We start from the raw sequence: 17454 nt of genomic DNA, 5'->3' as shown, positions 1-17454 counted from the left end.
CAAAAGCAAACCCTCACCCTAGCCCTCTCCCGGAGGGAGAGGGAACTGACCGGGGTGTTTGGGCAAGATGCACCGACATGAAATACCGAGTTGAATTTGAGCTTCAAATCCAAATCAAGAGCCCATCGCACTAGCCCTCTCCCGGAGGGAAAGGGGACTGACCGGGGTGTTTGGGCAAGATGCACCGACATGAAATACCGAGTTGAATTTGAGCTTCAAATCCAAATCAAGAGCCCATCGCACTAGCCCTCTCCCGGAGGTGAGGGGACTGACCGGGGTGTTTGCGCAAGATGCACCGACGTGAAATACCGAGTTGAATTTGAGCTTCAAATCCAAATCAAGAGCCCATCACCCTAGCCCTCTCCCGGTGGGAGAGGGAACTGACCGCGTGGATTGGGAGAGGTACGCCGACATGAAATACCGAGCCGAACACAAATCCTGAGAAGCCCAAAAATCGGCTCCCTCTCCCTCGGGAGAGGGCTGGGGTGAGGGGCGAATCCAACGAAAATCAAAAGCCGACCACGCTGTGCTCTTCACCACTCAACACGATGAGCGCAAGCTCGGGTGCAGCTTTTGATCTTGATCTCAAGGCCCGTCGGGAGGCTGAGTGGAGGGATTCATACGGGGAAAGCATCGAGAGGAGGTGCAGCGAAGCAAACCGTAGGCGATGCCCCCGGATGAACCCGGAGCGAAGGAACCCGAGCCTTAGCGAGGGCCGGACGTCAGGGCACAGACCTTTGGTTCCTTTGGGGCGTTTGCCAAAGGGACTCGCCGTAAGGGCGAAACCGCCAGCCGCAACACCCGAAGAACCGGATATACACCCAAAAAAAAGCCCCTCAAAAAGAGGGGCTCTTCTCAAACAGCAAAACCAAAAATCAGGTCATTTGAATAATGGTCTGCATAATCGTGCTCTGCGTAGAAATCGTCTTCGCATTCGCCTGATAGTTACTCTGACCCTTGATCAAATCAACCAACTCATTCGTCAGGTTAACGTTCGACTCCTCCAGCGAGTTCGACGCGATCGAACCCAAAGTCCCGGTCTCCGGCGCATCGTACCCCGGAATACCCGAAGCAAACGTCTCCTTCCAGCTAGTACCACCAACCGCCTGCAAACCCTGCTCGTTGGTGAAACTGGCCAACGCCACCTGCCCAATCGCCTTACTCTGATTGTTACTGAAGTTGGCGAACAAGGTACCGGTGCCATCAATCGTCAGGTTAGTGATCTGCCCGGTGGCATAACCATCCTGAGTCGGAATCGAACGCGCAGTATCAGCGTTGTACTGAGTAGTCTTGGCCATCGAAATGGTCACACCCGCCGGGTTCGCTGCCGCACCGTTAGGCGTAAACACACCATTGGTCACAGTGCCTGGCTTCCAGTTACTCAGCGTCAAGTCGCTGCTGATAATCGGATTTGCAGGATCCGCCGGATTCGGCGTGCTCACCTGAGTCAACTTGCCCGAGCTGTCGAACGACAACGTCGAAGCCGTCGGCGCCGTCAGGGTTGGATCACTGCCGGTCGCGTCCGGGTTACGGCCGTCAACCAGGGTGTAAACCTTCCAGGTGTTGTCGCTGGTCTTCACCACGTACTGATCCATGACGTGGGAGTTACCCTGAGTATCATAGATCGGTGTGCTGAACGACTTGGTGTACGTCTCGGCTTTCGATGGATCGAACTTCACCGCGTTGGCGCCGGTATCAACGATCACCGGTGCCGACGAGTTCAGGTTGATGGTCGAGGTCACCGACGAAGTCGATTTCGGTGCCAGGTTCGAGGTGTCGATTTTCAGGTCAGTCAACACACCGTTGAGAATCTTGCCGTTGGCATCCACACCGTAACCCTGCAGACGCGAGGTGTAATCGGTGTTGGTGATGTAACCGGCGTTGTCGACCTTGAACGTACCGGCACGGGTATACGACACCGAACCGTTGTTGCTCATGGTGAAGAAGCCCGAACCGTTGATACCCATGTCGAGCACGTTACCGGTGTTGCTGATGTCACCCTGGGTGAACTGCTGAGAAACGTTGGCCAGGCGCACGCCGTTACCAATCACTTTGCTGCCGCTGCCCAGACGAGTCGCCGAGTAGACGTCTTCGAATTCTGCGCGCGAGGATTTGAAACCGGCGGTGGCAACGTTGGCGATGTTGTTGCCGGTCACGTCCAGTTGTTTGTTGGCTGCATAGAGACCGCTAAGGCCGATATTGAAAGACATATTCCACTCCTTTGTGCCGGGTTAATCGGCTCTATATACCAATGGTTTGTACTTTGGACAGGGCAACGGTGCCCTTGCCGGCCAGGTTGAGCATCAGCTCGCCGCCGGTCTGGCTGATGGTCACGCTGTTGACCGTGGCCGGCAGGTAAGTGGCCAGATCCGTTGCGGCGCCATCGATCGGTGCGCTGGCCTTGAAGGTGTAAGTACCGACCGGCACCACGGTGCCGGAAGAATCCTTGCCGTCCCAAGTGAAGCTGGCATCGCCGGCCGCGCGGCTGCCCAGGTCGATAGTGCGAACAGCTTTGCCGTCCTTATCGGTGATGGTGACGGTGCCGCCGGCGATCGACGAAGGCACGGTGACCGAACCGGTCAGGCCTTTGGTTGGGTCGTCGAGCTGCGCGGTGTTGGTCTGCACGATCACGTTGCGACCGACCAGCGACGACGCCTGCAACGCTTGCGAGGAGTTGTAGTTACCGGCCAGCGAGCTGACGGTGCTGTTCAGTGTGGTGATGCCTTCCAGGCTGCTGAACTGCGCCAACTGTGCAACGAACGCACTGTTGTCCTGCGGATCGAGCGGGTTCTGGTTTTTCAGCTGGGTCACCAGCAATTGCAGGAACGCATCTTTGCCCAGCGCCTGGCCACCGGTGGCGCTGTTGGTCGCCGAAGCGATGCCGCCGGAGGTGCTGCTGCTGGCCGTCTTCGACGAGTTGGCCAGAATGTCGTTCATGCTCAGGGAGCTGGTGGTATCGGTAACGCTCATGGCAGTCGCCCCTTATTACTGACCGAGGGTCAGTACCTTCTGCATCATGGTTTTGGCGGTGTTCATCATTTCGGCGTTGGTCTGGAACGAACGGCTCGCGGAAATCATGTCAGCCATTTCTTCCACCACGTTGACGTTCGGGTAGTAGACGTAGCCTTTGGCGTCGGCCGCCGGATGGTTCGGCTCGTAACGCGCTTCGAGGTTGCTCTGGTCTTCGACCACGCCGAGTACCTGCACGCCCTGCCCCGCGGCGTCCTGACTCTGGAACAGCGAGTTGCTGCCAGCGTTTTGGCCGCCCTGGAACATGGTGGCAAACACCGGGTGACGGGCGCGGTAGGTCTGGTCGATGCTCGAGGAAACGGTTTCGGCGTTGGCGATGTTCGACGCCACGGTGTTCAGACGCGTGGTTTGTGCGCTCATGCCGCTGCCGGCAATGTTGAAAACGCTGGACAGGGACATGGATTACTCTCCGCGCAGGGCTGAGACCAGCCCTTTGAATTTGCTGTTGAGCAGCGTGAAGCTGGCCTGGAAGCCCACGGCGTTTTCCGCGTAGTTGGACTGTTCCAGTTGCGCATCCACGGTGTTCTGGTCGATCGAAGGTTGCATCGGCGTGCGATACAGCAGCGATTCGTCGCCATTGCCCAGGCCTTCAGCTTCGATGTGACGGCTGTTGGTCATGTTCAGGGCGATGGTGCCGTTGGCGTTCTTCTGGGTCTGTGCTTCGAGCACTTTCGAGAAGTCCAGATCCCGCGCCTTGTAGTTCGGGGTATCGGCGTTGGCGATGTTGTTGGCCAGCACTTCGGCACGCTGGGCGCGGAAGCCCAATGCTTTTTCGTGAATGCCGAGCGCTTTATCGAAGCTGATGCTCATGTCGGGAACCTTCAGGTGACCGGTTTTTCGTACATGAGCTTTAGCAAGCCGCGTGCCAAACAGAAGAAACCCCGTAAACCGGGGCTTTGCGGGCAGCCGGCAAAGCGGCAATGCCAGAAAAGCGGCAAGCGGTTTCCGCCAGATGCCGCTTTTCTGCCGCTTCGCCCTGCGAGCACCTCCACCTGTAGGAGCTGCCGAAGGCTGCGATCTTTAGATCTTGATCTTAAAAAACAAAATCAAAAGATCGCAGCCTTCGGCAGCTCCTACGTGAAGCATGCGGCAAAAAAAAGGAGCCCCTGAGGGCTCCCTTCTTCTGCACATGCTTCATTTCGCCTGGTAAATAATTCCCGGGCTGCACTGCACCATCTGGTAATGATCCGGCAAACCGTTCAGCGCTTCCGACGCGCCAAGGAACAGATAACCGCCCGGCTTCAGCGTGCTGTGAATGCGCAACAGGATGTCTTTCTTCACTTCGGCAGAGAAGTAGATCAACACGTTGCGGCAGAACACGATGTCGAACTTGCCCAGCGCAGCATAGCTGTCGAGCAGGTTGAACGAGCGGAACTCGACGCGGCTTTTGATCGGCGCCTTGATCACCCAGCGCCCCGGGCCTTTCGGATCGAAGTAACGCTGCAGACGTTCCGGCGACAAACCGCGACCAATGGCCAGGCTGTCGTACTCGCCGGTCTTGCAGTTGTTGAGCATCAGGCCGGACAGATCGGTGGCAACAATCTGCACGCCCATCTTCAGCTGACCGAGGTTAGTGCGTTCGAACTCATCGATCGACATCGACAGCGAATACGGTTCCTGACCCGACGAGCACGCTGCCGACCAGATCCGCAGACGCTGGTTGGGGCTGGCCTTGATCGCTTCGGGCAGGACTTTTTTCTTCAAGACTTCAAACGGATAGGTGTCACGAAACCACAGGGTTTCGTTGGTCGTCATGGCATCGACCACCTGCTCGCGCAAACCGCTGCGCGGCTGGGTCTGGATGCGCTGCACCAGCTCACCCAGGGATTTGATGCCTTGCTGTTCCATCAGTTTGTTGAGACGGCTCGAGACCAGGTACTGCTTGTTTTCACCGAGCAAAATGCCACAGGCTTTTTCCAGGAAGACCCGGAACTGTTCGAAATCCAAATTACCCGTAGACAATGATGCCGCCTCTTAAATCGTGTTGACCGCCAGGAGCAAAGCGCTCCTAGCTGATATCTGCTGCTTTGATCCGGTCGACTACCCGGGATGCCAGGTCATCAGGGCGGAATTTGGCCAGAAAGTCATCGGCGCCGACTTTCTTGACCATCGCCTGATTGAATACCCCGGACAACGAAGTATGCAGGATGATATGAAGCTTTTGCATGCGTGGGTCGCTGCGGATCTCGGCCGTCAAAGTGTATCCGTCCATCTCCGGCATCTCGATGTCGGAGATCATCATCAGGAACTCTTCTTCCGGCTTCTTGCCCTCATCGACCAGCTTGCGCAGGTAATCCAGCGCCTGTTTGCCGTCGTTCAGCGCCACCACTTCGACGCCGACCGTTTGCAGGCAACGCGACACCTGCTTGCGCGCCACCGACGAATCATCGACCGTCAGCACCCGCAGCGACAACGCTTTGGTCTGGGTCTCGACATCGACCACGCCCACCGAAATCGCTTCCGGCGTCGGCGCAACTTCCGCCAGCACTTTCTCGACGTCGATGATTTCGACTAACTGATTGTCCACCCGAGTCACAGCGGTCAGGTAATGATCGCGACCCGTGCCCTTGGGCGGCGGATGAATCTCTTCCCAGTTCATGTTGACGATGCGCTCCACCGAGCGCACCAGGAAACCCTGGGTCTTGGTGTTGTACTCCGTGATAATCACGAACGGGTTGTTCTTGTCTTTCAACGCGCCGGAGCCGGTCGCCATCGCCAGATCAAGGATCGGAATGGTCGCCCCCCGGATATTTGCCACCCCGCACACGACAGGACTGGACTTGGGCATCAACGTCAGCGACGGGCATTGCAGCACTTCCCGCACCTTGAACACGTTGATTCCGTAGAGCTGCTGACCGTCGAGACGGAACAACAACAGCTCCAGGCGATTCTGCCCCACCAGTTGCGTGCGCTGGTTTACCGAATCCATTACACCAGCCATGCCCAGACTCCTACCTCAACGCCAAGTGTTGTTGCGACGCACATTCATTGCTAAACGGCACGGCGCTTGCTTTTTAACTCGTATGAACGCTCAAACGACATTTTTCCGACACCTGACCTCTCCCCTTCGCAAAGGGCTTTGCGCGGTGTCTGCCGCCTGCTGTTTGCTCGCTGGCAGCCCTGCCATTGCGGATTCGGTTACCTTGCCTGACATGCTTATCGGCGTCACTCAGGGCTTTCTTGAGTTCACCGTAGAAGACTATTTGGCAACCAGTCAAACCGAAGGCCGCTACGAGATCGAAGTCAAGCAGCTCGATCCGCGTATGCGCATGCCGATGTGCGACAAGGAATTGACAGCGTCGCTGGAGAATACCCCCCGTCCTTTGGGCCGGGTGACGGTCAAGGTTCGCTGTGAAGGCAGTTCGCCCTGGACGGTGTTCGTACCCGCTCAAGTCCGCCTGTTTCGCGAGATTGTCACCACCACCCGAGCACTCAGGCGCGCCGGGATTATCGAACCTCAGGACGTGACGTTGCGCGAGCGCGATGTCAGTCAGATCAATCAAGGTTTTCTGACCTCGGTAGACGAAGCGATCGGGCAAAAATTGACCCGACCAACGGTCGCCGATCAGGTGATTACCCAAGTCCACCTGGAACAGGCCGAAGTCGTGCGTAAAGGTGATCAAGTGGTCATCACCGCGCGCAGCGGCACACTCGCCGTGCGCATGCCCGGCGAAGCCCTGTCCAACGGTGGACTGAAAGAACAGATCCGAGTGAAAAACCTCAATTCGCAACGGGTGATCAAGGCGCAAATCATCGCGCCGGGACAGGTGGAAGTTTCCATGTAAACACCGAGGAGAAAACTGGCGCTGGCCATGGCTGTTCCCTAAACTGTGCCGCAGCAGGACGCGCGCGGGTGCATGCAGCTTTCATTGCTAAATGTGCCTAAAGTTTTCCAAGAGATGGCCGAAAACATGGCAAGCGTCCAAATTCCCAGAGGTTTTTATCATGGTCATCGATTTCAGCCGTTTGAACAGCTCCTCGTCACTGACAGGCAGTACACGTACCAGCGCGCCCAAGGAAACCGCCGAAAACGGCACTTCCGCGCCGCTGAATACCCAGGCCGAAACGGCCAGTACCGCTAAAAGCGGGGAATCGGTACACCTCAGCAATGAGGCTCAACAGTTGCAGAAGGTCACTGACAAGCTGCGCGATCAGCCTGCTGTCGACAAAGCCCGTGTGGCCGAGTTGAAAGCCGCGATTGCCGATGGCAGCTATAAAGTCGACAGCAACCGTGTAGCCAGCAAACTGCTCAACTTCGAAGCCCAGCGCTAGGCTTTTGCCGGCGCGAGGCTTTTGGACGCTTAAAACCCAAGGCCAGCCATGCACGACACTAATTTATTGCAACTGATCAACGACGACTTTGCTCCAGCTCAACAATTGCTGGAGTTATTGCAAACCGAGTCCCTCGCTTTGCACGGTCGCGACATGCCCCTGCTCGAAGAGATTCTGGCAACCAAACAGGCACTGATCATTCTGCTTGAACAGCATGGCCGCAAGCGCAGCGAAATCCTCGTCAGCCTCAACCTGACGCCAGACCGCCAAGGTCTCGAGCAACTGGCCGCGCAATCGAGCGTTGGCCAGCAGTTGCTGACCCAGGGCGACGCTCTGACTGATCTCATCGCCCAATGCCAGGCGGCCAACGTCAAAAACGGCCAGTCGATCCTCATGCAACAGGCCGCGACCAGCAATCAACTGAAGATCCTCACCGGGGGCGAAGCGCCAGCGTTGTATGACGCCAGCGGCACGTTTGCCAAACCCGCGATGCCGCGTCCGCTCAGCCAGGCATGAGTCGTTGATGCGCCAGCTCTATCAACTCGCGAAACATGCTGGCAAAATGCTGGCTAGTCGTCATATTTTGTCTGGAGATTGATAAACCGTGTCCAACGCCCTCAGCGCGGATGATGCTCCGCAGCCTCCAAAGGTGCTCACCACACCTCTGGAAATCTCCAGCAACCTGCGTCAGTTGCAAGACAGCCATGATCCGCTGATCATCACCTTTCACGAGCGCAGCCAGCGTTTCCAGAGCTACCTGATCAAGGTCGATCGCGATACCGCTTCGATTAACCTCGATGAAATGGTGCCACGTGACGGTGAACGCTTTCTGCTGGCGGGCGAGCCGTTCAAGGTTGAGGGTTTCCATGAAGGCGTGCGCATCGCCTGGGAATGCAATGGCACGCTGGACATCGTCGATGCCGACGGCGACCGCTTCTACACCGGCGAACTGCCGACCGAAGTGGTTTACCACCAGCGCCGCAACGCCTTCCGCGCCGCGCTGAAGCTGACCGATCTGGTCAACGTCGAACTCGGCGGCGAGAAACTCAAGGCGCCGATCAACGGCAAGCTGCTGGACATCTCCGCCACCGGTTGCAAGCTGCGCTTTGAAGGCGACATCACTGACCGCCTGCAACTGGGCCAGGTCTACGACCGCCTGATCGCCCCGCCGCTGTTCGGCAATCAGCCGACTTCGGTTGAACTGCGTTATCTGCATTTCGAAGAAAAACTCAACATCACCTTTGCGGGTCTGCGCTTCCACAACATCAGTGGCCAAGCGGCGCGTAACGTTGAGCGCTTTGTGTATCAACTGCAGCGTGAAGCACGGCGTTTCGATAAAGACGATATGTGATTCGTAGCGGCAAATAAAAAAAGGGCAGTCCTTGGCGGGACGGCCCTTTTTTGTGCCTGAGAGAATTCAATCAAGAATCTGTGGTGAGTGAGTTCTTGTGGTGAGGGGATTTATCCCCGCTGGGCTGCGAAGCAACCCCAAATCCTGACGGCACAATGTTCCTGTTGAACCGAGCTGGATGGTTTTACGACTGCTGCGCAGCCGAACGGGGATAAATCCCCTCGCCACAGGTTAAGTGTTTCGCTTTAGGGTCTTGCACCTATGTGAATTATTTGCATGAGAGAATTCAACCCAGAATCTGTGGTGTATGAATTACTTGTGGCGAGGGGATTTATCCCCGCTGGGCTGCGAAGCGGCCCCAAATCCTGGCTGCACATTTTTCCTGTTGAACCGAGCTGGATGGTTTTACGACTGCTGCGCAGCCGAACGGGGATAAATCCCCTCGCCACAAGTAATTCACTCACCACAGGGTTATCCATTCATCATTAAATCTGTGTTCACCACAGGTGAATATTGCAGTCAGATTCAGGGTCTGGCGCCACTGATGTCTGGCGTGGGTTTATCGCTGCCATCATCCGGCTCTGTTTCCACCACTGGCTCCGGCGGAGTCTCAGATTCAGGCTCCACTTCCGGCTCAGGCTCAGGCTCGGCCGGTGTCTGCATCTGATCCTGCACCACCTGCTCATCCACCCGTGGATCCAGCGCTGCCACCAGCGGTGAGCTCGACATGCTGTCCGGCATCGCCACGTGATGCAGCGGCGCGTCATCAACCTGGTGCAGATTGGTCACGGCTTTCGGACGGATTCGCCACACCAGCACCAACGCAAAGAAGCTGAAAAACGCATACAGACTCTGGCTGCCGAGAAACTTCATCAACACACCCGCCAGCAACGGCCCGATGCTCGCGCCGACGCCGTACGTCACCAGCAGCATCGCCGTCAGCGAAACCCGGCGATCGCCCTCAACGTGGTCATTGGAAAACGCCACTGCCAGCGGATACAGACAGAACTGCACCAGCGAGCAGAAGAAGCCGACCACAAACAGCACCTCCAGCGGCACCTCCGGCATAATCGCCAACGGCAGCGCCGCCACCGCGAGGAACCCGGCAAAGCAGCGAATCAGCAGCGCACGATCATAGCGGTCGGACAACCAGCCCAACGGCCACTGCACCAGCAGCCCGGCAAAAATGCAGCTACCCATGAACAGACCGACCTGCTCGGTCGAGAGCCCTTGCTGCGAGGCATACAACGGCGCCAGACCGTAAAACGCACCGATGATCAAACCGGCGCCGAGCACCGTACTCAGCGACTGCGGCACACGTTTAATGAAGAAGCGCGGCTCCATCGGCGCAGGATGCAGCGGCGCCGGGTGAATGCGGCGCGTCAGCGTCACCGGCACCAGGCACAGGGCGAAACACAGCGCGACCAACATCAACAGTTCCGGGCCCAACCCCGGGTGCATGACCAGAATCAACTGACCCAACACCAGCCCCAGATACGAAGCGATCATGTATCCGCTGAACACCAGCCCACGCTGATTGGCGTCGGCCTGCTCGTTGAGCCAGCTCTCGATCACCATGTATTGGCACATCATGCCCAGACCGACAATCGTCCGCAGCACCAGCCACGCCGGCAGCCAGTCCACCAGACCATGCCCGAGCACCGCCGCACCGACGATCCCGGCGCACGCCGAATACGCCCGGATATGCCCAACACGGGCGATCAAGCGGTGACCGATCTTGCCGCCCAGCACCAGACCAAAATAGTTGCAGGCCATCAGCGCACCGACCCAGAGCCCGTCGACATTGTCGGCGGCCAGGCGCAAAGCCAGATAAGTAGACAAAAGGCCCGAGCCGATCAACATCATCAGCGAGGCGAAATACAGCGCTCGAAAGGATTTCCAGATTTGGCGCATCGGCGTTCCGAGCGGCTCCTTGCAGTGAGTCCGGGCTATCAAACGATAGCCCGGTGGCGACAGTTCGTCAGGCCTGGGCTGCTAGAACACGTCGTTCCCAGGGGGTAATTTCATCAAAGAAACTCGTCAACTCCATGGTCTTCGAAGCGATGTAGCCTTCGATGAACTCCTTGCCGAACAGTTCCATGGCCAATTGGCTACGTTTCAGACGTTCGAGTGCGGCATGCAAGGTACACGGCAGCGACAGATTGTCCGGCACTTCGAATTCGCCCTGAATGGCCTCGGTCGGTTCCAGCTCATGCTCGATGCCATGCAAGCCCGCGGCCAGGCTGGCGGCGATTGCCAGATACGGGTTGGCGTCGGCGCCCGGCAAACGGTTTTCGACGCGACGGGCCACCGGCGAGCTGGCGGGAATCCGTAAGCCCGCGGCGCGATTGTCGTGTGACCAGCAGGCATTGTTCGGCGACGCGAATGGATGACACAGACGCTGATAGGAGTTCACGTTGGGCGCAAACAGCGCGGTGAATTCAGCCATGCCCGCCTGCTGTCCGCCGATGAAGTGGCGGAACATTGCGGTCGGCTGGCCCTTCTCGTCGCTGAACACATTCTTGCCGCTGCCGATCTCGACGATGCTTTGGTGAATGTGCATCGAACTGCCCGGCGTGTGCGCCAGCGGTTTGGCCATGCATACCACGGTCAGCCCGTGTTTGAGCGCGACTTCTTTGAGCAAGTGTTTGAACAGGAAAGTCTGGTCGGCCAGCAACAGCGGATCACCGTGCAGCAGGTTGATCTCGAACTGGCTGACGCCCATTTCATGCATAAAGGTGTCGCGCGGCAAACCGAGGGCCGCCATGCATTTATAGACTTCGTTGAAGAACGGCCGCAGACCGTTGTTGGAACTGACGCTGAACGCCGACTGCCCATCCTCGCGGCGACCGTCGAGACCAACGGGTGGGCGGAACGGTTGATTCGGATCGGTATTGGGTGCGAAGACAAAGAATTCCAGCTCGGTCGCCACCACCGGCGCCAGGCCCAACGCCGCATAACGGGCGATGACTTTCTTCAACTGGCCACGGGTCGACAGGTTGGAGCTTTCGCCGGTCAGCTCATCGGCATCGCAGATCGCCCATGCGCGCGGTTCGTCGCTCCATGGCAACGGATGGATCATGCTCGGTTCGGCCACCAGCGCCAGGTCACCGTCATCGCTGCCGTAAAACTTCGCCGCCGGGTAACCGCCCATGATGCATTGCAGCAGCACACCCCGCGCCATCTGCAAACGCCGCCCTTCGAGGAACCCCTCGGCGGTCATCACCTTGCCTCGCGGCACGCCGTTCAAATCCGGCGTGACACATTCAATCTCATCAATGCCCGTCAATCGCTGTGCGAGTGAGCGCTGGCCATCGGTTGTCATGACGCAATCCTTGTTGTTGTGCGAGCCGCGAACGGCGACCCGGACAAAATAGGCTGCGGCTGTTCGGAATATCAAGCAGCGTCAAATAAATATCCGATCTTCTGTAGGAGCTGCCGAAGGCTGCGATCTTTTGATGTTGCCGTTAGAAACAAGATCAAAAGATCGCAGCCTTCGGCAGCTCCTACACGGGGAGAACGTTGCCGTCACGATCAGTCGAACGTCTCAGGGGAGAAAGAGGCTGAAGAGGCCGCCACCGAGTGGGCCGCCGTTGCTGATTTCGGTGCGTCCTTCGACGCCGTTGCGCTGATGCAACGCCGCAATACGTTGGGCGAAATAGAGGCCAAGCCCCGTGCTGCCACTGCTGTGATTGATGCCCTGCACGTAATCGGCCTGACGCTCAAGCATCTCGGCCGGGTAACCGTCGCCATCATCATTGATGGTCAGCACCAACTGCCCCGCCTCGTCGCTGACGGTGATCAGCAACGACTCGCGGGCATAGCGGATCGCATTGTTGATGCAGTTGCCGAGCACCGAAGCAATCAGTTCACGGTCGAAGAAACCCAGCGGACACAGCGGATCAATTTCATAGGTGGCGATGATCCCGCGACTGGCGAACACTTCCTGATGTGCGGCCAGTTGCGCTTCGATGAAGTCGTCGAGCTCGTGATACGCCGGCTGCAACGGCATCTGATTAACACCGAGCTTATACAGCCCGAGCAACTGCACGAGCATGCCGTTGAGGTGAGCGAATTCGAAGTCGATCACGCCCTGCTCAGAACCCTCGCGCTGCGCTGGCGGCAACCGCGCCAGCCATTGGCTGTGGGCCTGCATGAGCATGGCCAGCGAGTTCTTCATGTCGTGAACGGTGGAGGCGATCACCGTGGAAAAATCCAGTGTTTGCTCGTCGTGGTTCATTCGCCAAACGCCTTGCTTTTCAGCTTCTGGTAACGCGCATGACGCGCGTCGGTGTCGGGCATCAGGCCGACCATTTTCAGGCAGGCCCGACATTCTTCCAGCTCCGCCGACGGCACCGACGTGTCGGTACCGTGCAGCAGCGACTGGGCCAAGTTCAGCGCAATACTGATGTTCTTCGGCTGCAACTTCAGCGCCTTGCGGAACACCTCGCGGGCCTCCACCAGATTGCCGGTCTTGTACACGCGCACGCCCTGACGGTTGAGGTCGGCAGCAGCGTTGCTCGAACTGAGGATAGTCGGGTCATCGGTGAGCTTGGCGATGTCTTTCATCACCGCCGGATCATCGCCGTAGATCTCCGCGCAACTCTTGAGCATCGAAGTGCCCGCCTCGGCCTGACCGAGCATTTGCAATTGCTTGGCCACCAGCAGCGCGGCTTCAGGACTCATGAATTGCTCCATGCCGTCGAGACGCAACATCGCTTGTTCGGTGAGTTTGTCAGCGGTTTCGGCATCGTTGAGCAACAGGCTGGTAGCCTTCATCAACCGCGCACGAATTTGCAGGCCCGGGTCGCTCGGGTTTTCCTTGGCCACGGCGCTGAGCGTGGTGTTGATCTCCAGTCGTGTACGCGTATCGAGACCGCGCTCGCTGCCCTTGCTGATCAACGCGTGGGCCAGACCGAGATTGCTTTCCGCATCCTTGAAACGCGACTGCGCGCCCTGCGCCACGGCCTGACGGTACGCCCGCGAGGCGGTGTCAAAATCTTCATTGGTCATCGCCAGTTTGCCGAGCAAGGCCTGCCGGCGCACCGCCAGCGGCGACAAGCGAATCGCCTCTTCAAGCACCCGTTGCGCGCCTTTGGTATCACCCTCAGCCACCAGCACATCGGCCATGCCGTCATACAGCGACGGCATCATCGGAAACACCTTCAGGGCTTTTTCGTAAACACCTTTGGCCTGCGCAATCTGCCCGCGCTTGAACAACAGTTTGCCTAACCCGGCAAACGCCCACGGCAACGGCCGGTCAGCAATGATGCCGTCGTAGAGGCGCTCCAGCGCTTCGTTCTGATTGAGATCGCGCAGCGCATCGGCGCGGTAACGCAGGCACAACGGCGAGTAGCGAATGTCCTGCTTGCACAACGCGATGCAGGCGTTAAGCACCTCAACCGGTTTGCCACGGTCGAGGGCCTGCAGAATCGGTTTGAGCAAAGTCTTGCGCTGCTCCAGACGCTCCAGTCGCTGCGCCAGACCCGAACGGTTGAACGGCTTGGTCAGATACGCATCCGGCTCATGCTCCAACGCACTGAGCACCATCGCCTGACTGGTCTCGGCGGTGACCATGACGAACACCGCTTCATGGCTGATGAGCTTTTCCAGCATCAGGTCTTCAAGCACCTGCTGACCGTTCTTCTTGCCGTCGCCAAGATGGAAATCCTGCAGGATGAAATCGTAGGATTTCTGCGCACACATCTTCAGCGCCTGCTCACCAGTGTCCGCAGTGTCGACGTCCTTGACCCCAAGCTCACGCAGCATCGAGCGAACCGAACTGCGAAAATCCGAGAAATCATCGACGATCAGAAAACGCTTTTGGTGATACGACAGCATCGAAGATTTCCAGGCAATTGAAGTGAGGGCAATTTCGGGCGCGACGATGATAGCTGGCGGCAAAATGCTATCAAGGAATTTCACGCGACTTTGAAGTCACCGAGTACGTTATCGGCACCGGGTGGCGTTCCCTGAGGGTGGGTGCCTGAAGATTCCTGATGTGCTCGTCAGAGCGCGATGCTGAAAGCTGGCTGGGGCGAAGGAGATCCGAATTCGGTTAGCGCCGGTGGAGCGGCATAATTATCTCGGCAACGACTCATGCGGAGGATAAAAATAATTACGCCCTTCCATGTGTCATGCGGAGTAATCCTCCCAGCCAGGCCCTCCGTAAGGAGTTTTATCCAGCTCGGGAAAATCCGTGGTCCACTCCCCCCAATCCATGTACTCATAGTACTTATTCATCGCTTCGAAGCGACTCGCCGCCTCAACTTCCCAAATCAGCTTAGAACCAGGCTCAAGAAGGGCGCGGGACTCATCGCCCTGAGGCCCAGAGGTACAGAACAGTTGGAGGCCATCAGGCTCCAGCCATAATTCATGATTCAAAGTTCACCCTCATATGTCCGAATGAGCCATTGGCTGGAGCGCACTTCAACTTATACCGCTATTCGTGAATTGCGAGGCGGATATGAAAAAGCCCCGTCAAGCGAACTCTAGACGGGGCTTCTTGGGGACTGCGGCTGTCACCCTGTTGCCACAGGAAGATGACTAGCACTGGCTTCTGCTCGAAAGTCCCGAATTATATGGTGTCCCAGGCGGGGTTCGAACCTGCAACCTTCCCCTTAGGAGGGGGATGCTCTATCCAATTGAGCTACTGAGACACTGAGTTGTCGCGGGCAGACGCGGCGCGACGGACGGCGTGCATGGTAACGGCCAGGCCCTGATTTGTCATGTCATCCGTAGGGCTTTTTAAGTGTAGGCAGGCGCCCTGCAAGGCTGCGGGATGTTTTACCGTGCATTTTGCACTACCACAAAATGCCATCATTGCAGATTGCAACCTAGGCTCTGCGAAAAACCCTCTCAAATGCTTGTTTTTAAAGGACTTAACAGCGGTTAGACTGTTGGCACGGCGGGTGCTTTGTCTGTTCCATAGAAGAACAATCGGAGTCCGCCTCATGAACAGCACCCTCTTGCTTGCAAACGCAATCGCATTGGCGGTCTTGGTGGGCTTTCACTTCGCCCCGGACAGTCATGAGACGGTCGCCCAGCGCATGCCTCATTACCTGCAAGTGCAGAAGCAGCCGCAACTGGCGGTGCTGAACGATCAGGGCAGCTATGGCCCAAGAGCTGTGAGTGAGGCCGAACAGGCTATGCCGGCGCAGGTTTCCGAACGTCTGGTTTTTTGAAATATCTTCAGGAGTACAGCATGTCCAAATCAGCTGCAGGATTTCTGATCCTCGCTTTATTGAGTGGCGTTGCGCATTTTTCGCTGTTCGAGGACACCCAGGTCACCCTGCCCCTGATTGGCTGCGGCGTGTTTGCGGTGTTATTTGTGCTGGCGTTGGTGGCCGGGCGTCGGATCAAGTTTGATCCGGTGCTGCGTTGAGATTGAGCACATTCAGTAATTGATTGACGGCGGTCGCCAGATCGCCGGAGTTGTCGATTAGATTCACGGGCGTGTCGCTGGCTCGTCGGTCTTTGAACAGCGCATTGCGCGCCAGCCTCGCATCGATTTGCTCAAGGGTTTCACGACCTCGTTTGAGCAAGCGTTCACGCAACACTTCATCCCTCACCGTCAACAGCACTGGCACCAGCGTTGGATACAGCTCCTGCGCTTGACGCAGGTTGGCCCGCGAGCCATTCACCAAGACGTTTCGCCCGTCTTTAAGCCACCGATCCATTTCTACTGGAATGCCGTAAGCGAGGCCATTAGCGTGCCATGCCAGCGCGAAGTCACCGGCTTGCTGGCGGCGCTCAAACTCTCCTGGCGTAACGCCGACCGCGTCCTCACCCACAGACTCCGCTGATCGGGTTATCACCCGGCGAATGATTTCGCAATTCATCGCACGCAAAGGTTCGCGTGCCGCCTCAATCAGGCTGTCCTTGCCTGAACCGGACGGCCCCATCAGATAAATAAGCTTGCCATCCATCCTGAAAATGCCCTCTGGCACGGGTCTGCCCCTAGTAAATCGGCAAATTGCCACTATCCTGTACAGGTAAGGAACAAGGATAGAAAGCCGCATAGCATGCACGTTCTGAGGTCTTTGGACACCCATTGATGTGCAACAGGAAGCGGGCAGTGATTCGGACGAAGGCAAAGATTTCAAACCAGTCCGCATTTCTGACAATTGGTGCTGGCATTACGCCTTTACCCGGCTCAATATTTGTCACAGAATTGACGCCAATGAACTGGCAATTTTGAGGCATGATGCGCGCCTCTTAACAATTCAGGTTGAACCATTTGGCCCGGATGCTTGTCCTATCACACATCCTGCGGCCATTCCCGAGAACCGCTCCCCTGAACTAACCGGTTAAATATATGCGCCCATTGAAACAGGCAATTTATTCCAGCCGTACGGCTGACAAGTTCGTCGTACGTCTGCCAGACGGAATGCGTGAACGCATTGCCGAGGTGGCTCGCAATCATCATCGCAGCATGAACTCCGAAATCATCGCGCGCCTTGAACAGAGCCTTATTCAAGAAGGTGCACTGGGCGAAGAGCTGAGCATGCGCCTCGATAGCCCTGAGCTGTCGCTTCACGAACGTGAGTTGCTGCAACGCTTCCGCCAGCTGTCGCACCGTCAACAGAACGCATTGGTGTCGTTGATCGCACACGACGCCGAGATGGCCGCAGACGCGTCCTGAGCTACACCGAATATCTCAAGCCAGCATGATTGCTGGCTTTTTTTTGCCTTCGTTTTGGCTGATCAAACACCGTACCTGTGGCGAGGGGATTTATCCCCGCTGGAGTGCGCAGCAGTCCCAATGTTTTTTGGGGCCGCTGCGCAGCCCAACGGGGATA

The 17454-nt window shown here is 57.4% G+C and carries 18 protein-coding genes and 1 tRNA gene; 7 read left to right on the top strand and 12 right to left on the bottom strand.

The window, feature by feature from the left end:
* Positions 1–875: 875 nt before the first annotated feature.
* From flgE to ACZZ0D_RS03960, 6 genes are all read right to left on the bottom strand, one after another.
* Positions 876–2210 carry a flagellar hook protein FlgE gene (gene flgE, locus ACZZ0D_RS03985; RefSeq protein ID WP_159812701.1) on the bottom strand — a complete coding sequence of 445 codons (1335 nt, stop codon included), beginning with the start codon at positions 2208–2210 and terminating at the stop codon, positions 876–878.
* A gap of 31 nt (positions 2211–2241) precedes the next feature.
* The gene (gene flgD, locus ACZZ0D_RS03980; protein ID WP_212543828.1) at positions 2242–2970 is read right to left on the bottom strand and encodes a flagellar hook assembly protein FlgD; all 729 of its coding nucleotides are present in this window, start codon (positions 2968–2970) and stop codon (positions 2242–2244) included.
* A gap of 15 nt (positions 2971–2985) precedes the next feature.
* On the bottom strand, positions 2986–3429 hold the full coding sequence (flgC, locus tag ACZZ0D_RS03975) for a flagellar basal body rod protein FlgC (RefSeq protein ID WP_053122816.1): 444 nt from the start codon (positions 3427–3429) through the stop codon (positions 2986–2988).
* Positions 3430–3432: 3 nt separating this feature from the next.
* A complete protein-coding gene (flgB, locus tag ACZZ0D_RS03970; RefSeq protein ID WP_053122819.1) occupies positions 3433–3840 on the bottom strand; it encodes a flagellar basal body rod protein FlgB in 408 nt (135 codons plus the stop codon).
* 324 nt (positions 3841–4164) lie between these two features.
* Positions 4165–4992, bottom strand: coding sequence for a protein-glutamate O-methyltransferase CheR (gene cheR / locus ACZZ0D_RS03965; protein WP_053122821.1), 828 nt, complete (start codon positions 4990–4992; stop codon positions 4165–4167).
* Between the two features lie 46 nt (positions 4993–5038).
* Complete coding sequence (locus ACZZ0D_RS03960) at positions 5039–5971, bottom strand: chemotaxis protein CheV (protein WP_159812703.1); 933 nt, start codon at positions 5969–5971, stop codon at positions 5039–5041.
* An 82-nt stretch (positions 5972–6053) separates the two neighbouring features.
* Here ACZZ0D_RS03960 and flgA point away from each other — a divergent pair, with 82 nt between their 5' ends.
* The 4 genes from flgA (at position 6054) to ACZZ0D_RS03940 (ending at position 8653) form a co-directional block, all read left to right on the top strand.
* Positions 6054–6815, top strand: a complete 762-nt coding sequence (gene flgA / locus ACZZ0D_RS03955) for a flagellar basal body P-ring formation chaperone FlgA (protein WP_082341472.1) — start codon at positions 6054–6056, stop codon at positions 6813–6815.
* Positions 6816–6975: 160 nt separating this feature from the next.
* The gene (flgM, locus tag ACZZ0D_RS03950) at positions 6976–7302 is read left to right on the top strand and encodes a flagellar biosynthesis anti-sigma factor FlgM (protein ID WP_053122828.1); all 327 of its coding nucleotides are present in this window, start codon (positions 6976–6978) and stop codon (positions 7300–7302) included.
* A 48-nt stretch (positions 7303–7350) separates the two neighbouring features.
* Positions 7351–7818 (top strand): flagella synthesis protein FlgN, encoded by a 468-nt coding sequence (locus ACZZ0D_RS03945; RefSeq protein WP_053122830.1) that lies wholly within the window; start codon positions 7351–7353, stop codon positions 7816–7818.
* An 88-nt stretch (positions 7819–7906) separates the two neighbouring features.
* Positions 7907–8653, top strand: a complete 747-nt coding sequence (locus ACZZ0D_RS03940; protein WP_053122832.1) for a flagellar brake protein — start codon at positions 7907–7909, stop codon at positions 8651–8653.
* A gap of 525 nt (positions 8654–9178) precedes the next feature.
* Here the strand turns inward: ACZZ0D_RS03940 and ACZZ0D_RS03935 are convergent.
* The 5 genes from ACZZ0D_RS03935 to ACZZ0D_RS03915 all read right to left on the bottom strand — a co-directional run bounded on the left by ACZZ0D_RS03935 (position 9179) and on the right by ACZZ0D_RS03915 (position 15312).
* The gene (locus tag ACZZ0D_RS03935) at positions 9179–10567 is read right to left on the bottom strand and encodes an MFS transporter (protein ID WP_463552500.1); all 1389 of its coding nucleotides are present in this window, start codon (positions 10565–10567) and stop codon (positions 9179–9181) included.
* Between the two features lie 67 nt (positions 10568–10634).
* Complete coding sequence (locus tag ACZZ0D_RS03930) at positions 10635–11876, bottom strand: glutamine synthetase family protein (RefSeq protein ID WP_212543940.1); 1242 nt, start codon at positions 11874–11876, stop codon at positions 10635–10637.
* A 324-nt stretch (positions 11877–12200) separates the two neighbouring features.
* The gene (locus ACZZ0D_RS03925; RefSeq protein WP_463552499.1) at positions 12201–12893 is read right to left on the bottom strand and encodes a sensor histidine kinase; all 693 of its coding nucleotides are present in this window, start codon (positions 12891–12893) and stop codon (positions 12201–12203) included.
* The gene (locus ACZZ0D_RS03920; protein ID WP_159812709.1) at positions 12890–14494 is read right to left on the bottom strand and encodes a tetratricopeptide repeat-containing response regulator; all 1605 of its coding nucleotides are present in this window, start codon (positions 14492–14494) and stop codon (positions 12890–12892) included. Before ACZZ0D_RS03920 ends, ACZZ0D_RS03925 begins: the two co-directional genes overlap by 4 nt.
* A 741-nt stretch (positions 14495–15235) precedes the next feature.
* Positions 15236–15312, bottom strand: a tRNA-Arg gene (locus ACZZ0D_RS03915).
* A 294-nt stretch (positions 15313–15606) separates the two neighbouring features.
* Between ACZZ0D_RS03915 and ACZZ0D_RS03910 the strand changes: the two genes are divergently transcribed.
* Both ACZZ0D_RS03910 and ACZZ0D_RS03905 read left to right on the top strand, forming a co-directional pair.
* The gene (locus ACZZ0D_RS03910) at positions 15607–15837 is read left to right on the top strand and encodes a hypothetical protein (RefSeq protein ID WP_463552498.1); all 231 of its coding nucleotides are present in this window, start codon (positions 15607–15609) and stop codon (positions 15835–15837) included.
* 20 nt (positions 15838–15857) lie between these two features.
* Positions 15858–16037 (top strand): PA3371 family protein, encoded by a 180-nt coding sequence (locus ACZZ0D_RS03905; RefSeq protein WP_212548931.1) that lies wholly within the window; start codon positions 15858–15860, stop codon positions 16035–16037.
* Here the strand turns inward: ACZZ0D_RS03905 and phnN are convergent.
* Positions 16012–16581, bottom strand: a complete 570-nt coding sequence (gene phnN, locus ACZZ0D_RS03900) for a phosphonate metabolism protein/1,5-bisphosphokinase (PRPP-forming) PhnN (protein ID WP_463552497.1) — start codon at positions 16579–16581, stop codon at positions 16012–16014. The genes ACZZ0D_RS03905 and phnN overlap by 26 nt on opposite strands.
* A 389-nt stretch (positions 16582–16970) precedes the next feature.
* On the opposite strand from phnN, the gene ACZZ0D_RS03895 reads away from it, so the two are divergent.
* Positions 16971–17297 (top strand): Arc family DNA-binding protein, encoded by a 327-nt coding sequence (locus tag ACZZ0D_RS03895; RefSeq protein WP_003178899.1) that lies wholly within the window; start codon positions 16971–16973, stop codon positions 17295–17297.
* The last annotated feature ends 157 nt before the right edge of the window (positions 17298–17454 follow it).

Source organism: Pseudomonas sp. AC193 (assembly GCF_979258075.1).
Note: the sequence above shows the minus strand (reverse complement) of the source record. Positions and strands in the feature narration are given on the sequence as shown.